Below are 9937 nucleotides of genomic sequence, written 5' to 3' on the forward strand. Positions count from 1 at the left end.
CGCTCTACGAAATCTTGTCCCGACAGGACGCAAGGTGGGAGGCTGGCACGATGACCCGTGCCGGGCTCGTTAGGGCTGCTTCCTTCCGGACCTGACCCGGTTGGCGAGTGGCTCGTCCACCACCAACCTCCCGCCTCCATATCGGCAATAATCGAGTCGAATGCAAGCGGGGCCGCCAAAAAAGCGCTTGGAGGCCGGTCGGCAGACATGGCATGACTTTGCAAAAAGCAGAAAGCCGGAGACACCCTTGAGCGCATTCGTACCCGACGCCCGGCTTGTCCGGGACACCGAGCTTCTGACGAAGCTCGGCCTGTGCGAGCTTCGGCTGATGCTGGATGCCCGCTGGCCCTGGCTGGTCCTCGTGCCGCAACGGGCGCGCGTCAGCGAGCTCTTCGACCTGACCCCGCTCGATCAGGCTCTGCTGACCTTCGAGACCAATCTCGTCGCGGAGGCCCTCAAACGGGTGACGGGCGCCACGAAGATCAATGTGGGCGCGCTGGGCAACATCGTGCGGCAGCTCCATATCCACGTCATCGCCCGCATCGAGGGCGATCCGAACTGGCCCGGGCCCGTCTGGGGCTTCGGCTCGGCCGTTTCCTGGCCGGACGACGCCCGCATGTCCTTCGAGCATTCGATATTGGAAGCCCTTCAATCATGACGTCATCGATCTTCGATCTCCAGTTGCCGCATGCCGAACCGAGCACAATGGTCGCCTTCGCGGAAAATCCGCTCGACCGGCGGTCGGAGGAACGCGGGGAAGATTGCGTCGAGCAGGCGTTCCGCACGGCCGGCGTGCACGCCTTCGCATTCGCCGGCGGCAAGCTCGTCGTCAAGCACGACGAGAAAATCATCGATCCCCTCTTCGCGCCATACGAGCTTGCCGGTCTCGACCCGGTCACCGAGGACACGATCCTGCTCGGCTACCAGAAGAACGGCGAGCCGCGGCTCGCCGTTCCGGTGCGCTCCGACCCGGACGCGCTGCACGAACCGCTGAAGGCGGCGGACGGCCGCACGCTCTACCGCCAGCAGATGCTGACGGACGACCTTCTCGGCCAGTTCGCCCAGGCGTCGAGCCTGCTCACCTGGAACGCCAGCAACCGGTTCTGCGGCAAATGCGGCACCAGGACCCGCATGGAGGCCGGCGGCTACCGGCGCGTTTGCGAGGGCTGCAGCCACACCATCTTCCCCCGCACCGATCCCGTGGCGATCATGCTGGTGATCGACCTCGAACGGGATCTCTGCCTGCTCGGCCGCTCGCCGCACTTTCCGGAAGGCATGTATTCCTGTCTCGCCGGTTTCGTCGAACCGGGCGAGACGATCGAACATGCGGTGCGCCGCGAGACCTTCGAGGAATCGGGCATCAAGGTGGGGCGCGTGCGCTACCACGCCTCGCAGCCCTGGCCGATGCCGCATTCGCTGATGATCGGATGCTACGGCGAGGCGCGGTCCTTCGACATCCACCGCGACGAACGGGAGCTCGAGGACTGCCGCTGGTTCACGCGCGCGGAGACCGAAGCAATGCTTGCGCGCAACGCCGTCATCGGGCTCGCCCCCGGCGAGACCACGCCGCCGCCGAAGGGCGCCATCGCGCACCGGCTGATGCGCGACTGGCTCGACTGGGCCTGACGACCGTCAGAGGGTGACGCGCATCGGATGCGCCCTGTAGGTGCCGAGGATGCGCACCTTCTCCGAGAAGAAACGCAACTCCTCCAGGGCCCGCTTCACATGCAGGTCGTCCGGATGCCCCTCGATGTCGGCATAGAACTGCGTGGCGTAAAACTTGCCGCCGATCTGGTAGCTTTCGAGCTTCGTCATGTTGATGCCGTTGGTGGCGAAGCCGCCCAGCGCCTTGTAGAGCGCGGCCGGGATGTTGCGCACGTTGAAGACGAAGGTCGTGACGATGACCTCGTCCGCGCCGGCGCGCGAAACGGACACCGGATCGCGCGCCAGCACGACGAAGCGCGTGATGTTGGACTCGATGTCCTCGACATTCTCGGCAACGATCTCCAGCCCGTAGAGATCGGCCGCGAGCCGTGGCGCCAGCGCCGCCATCGAGCGGTCGCCCCGCTCGGCAACGAGCTTCGCCGCGCCTGCCGTATCGCCGGCGATCACCGGCTTCCAGCCGTTCAGCCGCACGATCTTGCGGCACTGGCCGAGGGCATGGATATGGCTGTGGACCGTCCGGATCTCGTCGGTCGAGACGCCCGGCAGCACCATGAGCTGGAAGCGGATCGGCATGAAATATTCGCCGACGATGTGAAGCCGCGACTCGGGCAGCAGATGATGGATGTCGGCGACGCGGCCTGCGATGGTGTTCTCGATCGGGATCATCGCGAGATCGGCCTCGCCGTTCTCGACGGCCAGAAAGGCATCCTCGAAGGTCTGGCAGGGCAAGGGCTCCATGTCCGCGAACATGTCGCGGCAGGCCATGTCGGAGTTCGCGCCGAATTCGCCCTGGAAGGCGATCCTGTTGGTCTTTGCAATCATGTCCTGGAATCCGTCAGATGGCCGTCTTTGCGAGAATGGCCCGTGCCTTCTCAAGGTCGGCGGGAGTATCGACACCGAGCGGAACCGTGTCAACGATGGCGGCATCGATGCGCATGCCGGCCTCGAGCGCCCGGAGCTGCTCCAGCGACTCGCGCCGTTCGAGCGTCGAGGGCGGAAGCGTCACGAAACGCTCCAGCGCGGCGCGGCGATAGGCGTAGAGCCCGATATGGTGGTAGAGCGGGCCGTTGCCGTAGGGCGCCGTGGCGCGCGTGAAATAAAGCGCGCGCAGTCGATTCTCGCCGACCGGCGAGCCGACCACCTTCACCACATGGGGATTGCTCTTCTCGTGTTCGTCGAGGATTTCGGTCGTCAGCGTCGCGATGTCGACGGCCGGATCCGCAAGAGGGTCGAGCGCAGCGCGGATCGTCGCCGCGTCGATCGTCGGCAGGTCGCCCTGCACGTTGATGACCACGCTGGCCTGACGATCCGGATCGCAGGCCTGGAGCGCCTCGAAGATGCGGTCCGACCCGGACTGGTGATCGGGGCGCGTCATGATCGCCTCGAATCCGCCGGCGACCACGGCGTCGTGAATGTCCCGGTGATCGACGGCGACCACGACGCGCCCGACGGCCGACTCAGCGGCGCGGCGCGCGACCTGGACGATCATCGGAGCGCCGCAAATGTCGGCCAACGGCTTGCCCGGCAGGCGTGTCGAGGCCAGTCGCGCCGGGATCAGCACGAGTGTTTCATTCAATTTCACGGGATTCATGGTCCGCCCTTCAAAACCCCCGCGAAAAGTGTCAAAAGGTCTCAGTGCGGGGGCTACAATCACTGTTGCAACGACGCAGCAAAAGACATAGGTTCCGCGCGATTTCAAGACTGGCCGGCCTTTGCGCGCCGGTTCCCGAGGGAGCTTGCGGATGAACTCTTATGTGAACATGGGCGTGGGTGCCCTTCTTGGTACCGTCTTCGTCCTGATGTCCGTATCGATTGCATCCGAAGGCGTGTTCCACTCCGAAGCCCCCGAAAAGGAAGGATTCGCGATCCTTGCCGAGGAAGGCACCGGGGAGGCCGGCGGCGCGGAGGAAGTTGCGGCCGTGCCGATCGCCACCCTGCTCGCACAGCACAACGATGCCACGGCCGGCGAGGCGACTTTCAAGAAATGTGCGAGCTGTCACACCTCGGAGAATGGGGGTGCCAACAAGGTCGGCCCCAATCTCTGGAACATCGTGAACCGCCCGATCGCCTCGCATGAGGGCTTCAGCTATTCGGCCGCCATGACGACCTTTTCGGAAGGCCACACGGTCGTCTGGGACTACGAGCACCTGAACGGATTCCTGACCGCGCCGAAGAAGCACGTTCCGGGCACCGCCATGGGCTTCGCAGGCCTCAAGAAGGACGACGAGCGGGCAAACCTCATTTCCTATCTGCGTACGCTGTCGGACAGCCCGGCGCCGCTGCCGGACGCCTCCGCCGAGGGCGCGGCAGCCCAGCCGGCAGACGGCGCCACCGCCACCGAAGGTGCCGTTCCGGCCGAAGGCCACGGCGAGGGTACGACGACGGAACAACCCGCCGCGCAGTAACCTGCGCCGGTTTCGCAATAAAAGCCGGCTTCGCGCCGGTTTTTTTGTGACGGCCGGCGGCCGGACGCCGCTCTTGTTAGCGGAACAGCGCCATCAGGGTCTCGGGCGAACTGTTGGCGATCGACAGGGCCTGGATGGCGAGCTGCTGCTGCGTCTGCAGCGCCTTCAACCGGCTCGATTCCTCGTTCATGTCCGCGTCGACAAGGCGCCCGACCCCGGAGGTTATCGACTTCGAGAGACTGGAGGCGAAATCCTCCTGCATGTCGATGCGCATGGCGATGGCGCCGAGATCCGCGGCGGCGCTGGTCATCAGATAAAGAGCGTCGTCGACCATCTGGACGAGGCCCGCGAACTGGGCCTCGCTCGTGAGCGCATCGACTTCGAAGGTCGCGACGGAGGCGATCTCAGACGGGGCGACCGAGGTGAGGTCGACGGCCCAGAGATTGCCGCCGGAATCTTCAAAGGCGACCTCCTGCTCGGTCAACGTCGTCTGGTCCACCGCGAGAACCCAGGTGTCGTCGCCGACCTTGACATAATCGTCCGTTCCGTCCGTCGCATAGCTGCCGTCGAAGGTCGACGCTCCCGCTCCCGCCGCGATCACGTCGTCGGTCGTGTAGGACGCGACGCTGTATTCGCTGACGACGCCGGAGACGTTCACCATGACGGTCACCGATGCGCCCTCGATCACGGTCGAGCCGTCGAGGATGCCGAGGTCGCCGCCTTCGTCGAAGAGAACCCTTGAAGCGTCGAGAACATAGTCGATCTTCTTGACGGAAACGTTGCCGCTCTCGTCGCGCACGAACGAGGCGACCACGTTCTTGCCAAGCGTTCCGCCGCCGGCAGAGATATCGGCCTTCAGCCAGTTTTCGCCGGAGAAGGACGAGGCGTCGCCGATGGCGACCAGCTGGTTCTGCAACTGGGCGATTTCGTCCTGCACCTTGCTCCTGTCGACGCCTTCTTCGGTGGCGGCGACGAGCTTTGCCTTGATTTCCTGCACCACCTCGATGGCGGAATGCATCGAGGCATAAGCCGTCTGGACCTTGGCCGCGCCGAGGCCCAGCGTGTCCTGCACGGCGGAAAGCGCCAGATTGTCGGAGCGCATGGTGGTGGCGATCGACCAGTAGGCCGCATCGTCCTTTGCCGCCCCGACGCGAAGCCCGGTCGCAACCCGGGCCTGTGTGGTTTCGAGGCCGGTATCGATCGACCGCAATGTTGATAGCGCGGCCATGGCGGCCACGTTCGTCAGAATACTCGACATATCCTGTCCCATAAACGAGAAACTGAAGGGGACAACTCCGGGTTACACCGGTGGCGGCGTGCAGCATCATGCCTGTCGATCGTCCTGGAGCAGAGACCGACACTCCGTACCTGCCGCACACGGTAAACGGGCATGGTTAAAAAAGGGCGAAACTTTGCCGATATGTCAGGCATCAGTTTGCGGGCGCCAAGTGCGGCCTCAGCCGAGCAGCCACGCCCAGAAGGAAACGGTGAAGACGCCGGCCGCCGTCGTGAGCGTGATCGTCGACGACGCGAGCCCGTGGCCGACGCTGAAGTGGTTCGCCAGAAGCCACGCATTGACGCCGGTCGGCACAGCGGAGGTGAGCACGATCGCCGCGGTCCATTCCGGACCGAGCCCGAGAAGCCGGCTGAACAGGTAGACCGCCGCCGGCAGCAGGAAGAGCTTGAAGGCGGACATCGCCATGGCGGGCCGGATATTGCCGCGCAGACCATACTTGACGAGCGCCATGCCGATCGAGACGAGCGCGGCCGGGGCTGCCAGCGCGGCGAGCTGGTCGACGACGACCTTGAATGGCCCGCCGAGCGGGACGCCGCCTGTATGGAACAGCGCTCCCGCGGCCAAGCCGATCACCAGCGGATTCTTGAGCAGGCTCTTGCCGATGCCGATGACGAGCAGCGCCATGCTCTGCGCCGGGCGCGACCCCTCGCGCCGCTCGGCCCGTTCCATCAGCACGCTGCCGGCGACCATCATCACAGGCAGATGCACCGACAGCAAGATGGACAAGGCGACCAGCCCCTCCTCGCCGACGATGCGCGAGACCAGCGGCAGGCCTATGAAGACGCTGTTGGCGAAGGCCGAGGAGACCCCGGCGAGAACACCGATGCGCGCGTCGCGTCCGAAGAGCCGTGTTGCCGTCAGGTGCCCCGCCGTCCAGGTGACGGCAACGCCGCCGAAATAGGCGACCCAGATGCTCCAGGGTGACTGGTCCGAGAAATCCGCCTCGGCGATGGTGCGGAAGAGCAGCACCGGTACGGCAACCCGGAACACGAATTCGCCGAGCGCCTCGCCGACTGTCACAGGCAGATAGCCGGTGCGCACGAGCAGCCAGCCGAGCATGATCAGCGCGAAGATCGGGACGACGTTGAGGGCGATGTCGAACATGGTGGTTCACGGAGGCTTGGGCGGGAGCGGCCGGGAACCGCCTGCGACAGGGGTAAGGCAATTGATCCCGCGGGTCCATGCTTGCCGCATGAAAAAAGCGGGGACCTGCCCCGCTTCCCATCCCCTTGCGGGGAGGTCCGGGCGCTGCCAGTACATCCGTGGTCAGCGCAACCGGATCATGATCTCGGGCGTGGCGTTCGCCGTGCCACTCGACCGCCTGTCTAGAGCCTGCCGGTAACAGGCGTATGACACGGCGATAGAGAACCATGATGCGGCGACAGGGTTAACAAAAGGTTAACACCCGACGTCGACGCATCGTGCGGAACAAGGCCACGGCTTCGAAGTTTCTCCATCGGCCGGACCTCATCGAAAGGAGAACCCAATGGCTGAAGACAAGGAAACCGGGAAGCGCGGACCGCTTGGCGTCGTTTCCGCCGATACCGGCGCAAGCAAGGCGGAGCGGGCGGCAGCCGACCGGGAAGCGGCGGAGGCATTGATCGCGGACCAGATCGACGTTCTGCGCGAGGAAATCGCCCGCATGAAGGAATCGCTCGGTCTCGTGGCCGAAGGCACGGGACAGCTCGCGGCGGCGCGCATCTCTTCCCTGCGTGAGGAGGTCCGCAACATGGTCCATGAAAACCCGTTCGCCGCGCTCGCGGGCGCCGCCTTCGTGGGCTATCTCTTCGGCCTGAGGCATCGCTGACGGACGTGCGGCCGACATGCCGAAAGCCGGACTGCCCCCGGCTTTCGCGCGCCTGTCGCGGATACCGGCATGGCTCCGCACCCTAGTACCAGGAACGGCGGCGTGGCGCCTCGTCGGTCGCGGTCGCAAGCAGATAGCCGGCTGCAAAGCCTGCAAGGCCTGCAAGCGTCACCATCGTCGAGATCGCCGCCGGGTGTTCGCGTGCCACCTCCGCGACGGCCGCGCCCTCGCTGCGAACGTAGCGCCGGCCGGTGGTGACGGCGGAGCCCACCGAGCGCGCCGCCTGGCCGGCACGGCCACGCGCCTGGTCCAGGGCATCCGCCCCCTGCGTGGCAACGGCATCCCTCAGTTTCTCGATATCCTGCCGCAAGGCAGCGATCTGCGATTGTGCATCGGTATTGGCCATGTGGTTTCTCCCGTGTCGCTACGCCGCTACAACGGTTGCCGGCCGCATGTGTTCCGGCGTGCGGCTACGGAGGACCCGATTGACGGGAGGCACCACTGTCTATCGTGGGGAAAGGAAAGGTGGCGGAAATAGATGTAGCGATATCGAACGCGATTTTCCAAGCCAGGCGCGCGACAGAAAGCGAGTTACCGTTATATGGTCGGCGCCGTATCCGGATGCGTCTTCCGAAAAAACCTCCTGAAATGTCCGCCGGCAACTTGACACCAGCAGTTGTATAAACCTAAGTTTCCGCCGTGCGGTGCTGCGGGTGGTCGAATGGGAACACAATCGGAGATGTCCATCCGAAGTGAATTGCAGCAGCAATCAATGCCCGTCGCTTGCCGCCGACGCGGCTGAATTCAAAGCTTTATTTTCCTCTCGTTGCTCTCGGCACTGGAGGCAGACGAAGTTTGAGACGTATTCGCCTCTTTAGGAGGCGTTATTTTAGAAGGTACAATCCTTAATTGTTTTATCACGTCGCGCAGAACGTCCCAGACGGCTTGACGGAAGTGAAAACCAGGATTCGATCCACCTTCGGCCAGGTCGTCCTGGCGATGAGTGTGCTTCCCCGCTACCGCCACCATTCGATCGCGGATCTCAGTCATCTGGTAATCGATCCGCTTGCGCGGGATCGCATTGCGATCGCCCAGCAGAAAGGGGAGGACGGTGAGCCGAATGCCGCCGCGCCTGCCGCAATCGCCATTTGGGCGACGGTCTCTCCCGAGGTCGACAGCAAAATCCGCGAGCAGATTGCGGGTGGTTCCTTTCCTGTGCGCCTGAAGGCCGAGGAATGGGCGAGCGGAGAGATCGCCCGGCTTCTCGATGTAATTGCACCGACACAGAAGCTGGCAACAGCCGTCCTGGCGGGTTTCCGTCAGGTGGCCAAACAGGAGAACCTCCACATTCACCCCATCGTTGGAAGACTGGTTGGTCCCGAGGCGCTGAAAGCGCTGGGCGCGAAGGGGCAGGATCTGTCCGAGCGCTCGACCGCACCTTCGGCGGCAGTGAACTGACGGATCGCGGGCAGATCGGAAGAGGGGGTAAGCCAGTTGCTTGAAGAATGTAATTCTGGTCTGACAATATAGAATCTGGTGCGGATAACGTGAGCTATTGCTATTTTTTCCAAGAGGCACAACGGAAGTTTCACCCGGCCGCAATGCGGGCTCCATGCTGATCAACGTCGTCGGCATATTTCTGCTCGTGATGCTGTTCGGCGGGCTTGCAGGGGTGTTCGAACTGCGCGGCTGTCGTGTCGCCATGCTCTGTATCGTTTTGGGCACGATCGGCGTCTACGCCACCTACAAGTTCTTCTACCCCACCTATACTTGGCACCAGAGGCTGACTGTCGAGGTGGAAACCCCCGCCGGAATCGCCAGCGGTTCATCCGTCACCAGCGTTTCGCATATCTTCCAACCCCTGCTTCTGCCCGATATCAAGTCCTATCTCACCGATGTGACAGGGGAGGCGACTGTGGTGAAACTGCCGCAGAGCCGCTACCTGTTCGCGCTGTTGCCGGGCACCGAGACGAGAGCGCTGAGGGCTTTCAATCTCTATCTTGGAGAGCCACGCGAACAGGCACCCAGCCTTATGGCACGCGAAGGAGAGACGGTTGTTCTGCAGCCGGACCTTTATCCATTGCTCGTGACCTTCGACAACCTCAACGATCCGGCAAGTGTGAAAAGAGTTGATCCTTTTGCTCTCGAAGCCGCATTCGGCTCCGGCTATCGGTTGGCCTCCGTCACATTAACGATAACTGACGAGCCGGTAACGCATGGCCCTGTCGAGAGCCTGTTGCGTTGGCTGGGAAAGTATCCTGAACCAAGGCTAAGTCCACCAACAGGTCGTATAAGAGATATTCCATTCTCGCGGCGAGTCTCGCACGGCGACTTTATTCGGAGATAAGAAATGGCATTGTCTCAAGAACTTTTCATGGCCATCCTTTCAATGGACTGACCCTGAGCTGGATACCCCCATCGCAGCGCTGCTCCTGTCGACGCTCTTCAACAGCGAGGTTCGGCAGGCAGTGGAAGAGGATCAACATCTTAACCGTACTGGCCGATCAGAAACTCCGGATAAAGGAGGTCGATGACGGCATTTGGCTTGTCAGCTTCAAGCGCTGTGGTCTCGGATATATCGATCCGGAACAGAGAACCCTGCAAACCATCGACAACCCGTTCAGCACGAGGTGGTCACCCATATCATAGGTACGTTCTGTTACCCATGCCTTCGGGTCGTACAAGATGCCCTTCCCGAGAGATGGGTGACAGTTCATTCCGGATAGATGGGTTACACTTTCGGCCCTTTGCGAGGAGAGCAAG

General features: G+C 63.2%; 11 protein-coding genes and 1 other RNA gene. 6 read left to right on the top strand and 6 right to left on the bottom strand.

From position 1 onward, the window contains the following. Positions 1-34: 34 nt before the first annotated feature. Positions 35-131: signal recognition particle sRNA small type (gene ffs / locus LXM94_RS03410), an RNA gene on the bottom strand. A gap of 116 nt (positions 132-247) precedes the next feature. Between ffs and LXM94_RS03415 the strand changes: the two genes are divergently transcribed. Then, positions 248-658, top strand: a complete 411-nt coding sequence (locus LXM94_RS03415; RefSeq protein ID WP_235769735.1) for an HIT domain-containing protein — start codon at positions 248-250, stop codon at positions 656-658. Further along, positions 655-1626 carry an NAD(+) diphosphatase gene (gene nudC / locus LXM94_RS03420; RefSeq protein WP_235769736.1) on the top strand — a complete coding sequence of 324 codons (972 nt, stop codon included), beginning with the start codon at positions 655-657 and terminating at the stop codon, positions 1624-1626. Before LXM94_RS03415 ends, nudC begins: the two co-directional genes overlap by 4 nt. 6 nt (positions 1627-1632) lie before the next feature. Here nudC and LXM94_RS03425 read toward each other — a convergent pair whose 3' ends face one another. Next, on the bottom strand, positions 1633-2487 hold the full coding sequence (locus LXM94_RS03425; protein ID WP_235769737.1) for a prephenate dehydratase: 855 nt from the start codon (positions 2485-2487) through the stop codon (positions 1633-1635). A gap of 13 nt (positions 2488-2500) precedes the next feature. Continuing rightward, entirely contained in the window at positions 2501-3256 is a 756-nt protein-coding gene (locus tag LXM94_RS03430) for a 3-deoxy-manno-octulosonate cytidylyltransferase (RefSeq protein WP_235769738.1), read from the bottom strand. A 151-nt stretch (positions 3257-3407) separates the two neighbouring features. Here LXM94_RS03430 and LXM94_RS03435 point away from each other — a divergent pair, with 151 nt between their 5' ends. After that, entirely contained in the window at positions 3408-4070 is a 663-nt protein-coding gene (locus LXM94_RS03435) for a c-type cytochrome (RefSeq protein ID WP_235769739.1), read from the top strand. Between the two features lie 76 nt (positions 4071-4146). On the opposite strand, the gene LXM94_RS03440 is transcribed toward LXM94_RS03435, so the two are convergent. Next, positions 4147-5328, bottom strand: coding sequence for a flagellin N-terminal helical domain-containing protein (locus LXM94_RS03440; RefSeq protein ID WP_235769740.1), 1182 nt, complete (start codon positions 5326-5328; stop codon positions 4147-4149). A 198-nt stretch (positions 5329-5526) separates the two neighbouring features. Further along, positions 5527-6471, bottom strand: coding sequence for an AEC family transporter (locus tag LXM94_RS03445; protein WP_235769741.1), 945 nt, complete (start codon positions 6469-6471; stop codon positions 5527-5529). 382 nt (positions 6472-6853) lie between these two features. On the opposite strand from LXM94_RS03445, the gene LXM94_RS03450 reads away from it, so the two are divergent. Beyond that, entirely contained in the window at positions 6854-7174 is a 321-nt protein-coding gene (locus tag LXM94_RS03450) for a hypothetical protein (RefSeq protein ID WP_235769742.1), read from the top strand. Between the two features lie 82 nt (positions 7175-7256). Here LXM94_RS03450 and LXM94_RS03455 read toward each other — a convergent pair whose 3' ends face one another. After that, positions 7257-7580: a hypothetical protein gene (locus LXM94_RS03455; RefSeq protein WP_235769743.1), complete on the bottom strand. Its 324-nt coding sequence runs from the start codon at positions 7578-7580 to the stop codon at positions 7257-7259. A gap of 503 nt (positions 7581-8083) precedes the next feature. Between LXM94_RS03455 and LXM94_RS03460 the strand changes: the two genes are divergently transcribed. Together LXM94_RS03460 and LXM94_RS03465 are read left to right on the top strand one after the other, a co-directional pair. Further along, on the top strand, positions 8084-8632 hold the full coding sequence (locus tag LXM94_RS03460) for a toxin-activating lysine-acyltransferase (RefSeq protein WP_235769744.1): 549 nt from the start codon (positions 8084-8086) through the stop codon (positions 8630-8632). Positions 8633-8786: 154 nt separating this feature from the next. Further along, on the top strand, positions 8787-9521 hold the full coding sequence (locus LXM94_RS03465; RefSeq protein WP_235769745.1) for a hypothetical protein: 735 nt from the start codon (positions 8787-8789) through the stop codon (positions 9519-9521). Positions 9522-9937 lie beyond the last annotated feature (416 nt).

This window comes from Rhizobium alarense (assembly GCF_021555155.1).
Lineage (GTDB): Bacteria > Pseudomonadota > Alphaproteobacteria > Rhizobiales > Rhizobiaceae > Rhizobium_D > Rhizobium_D alarense.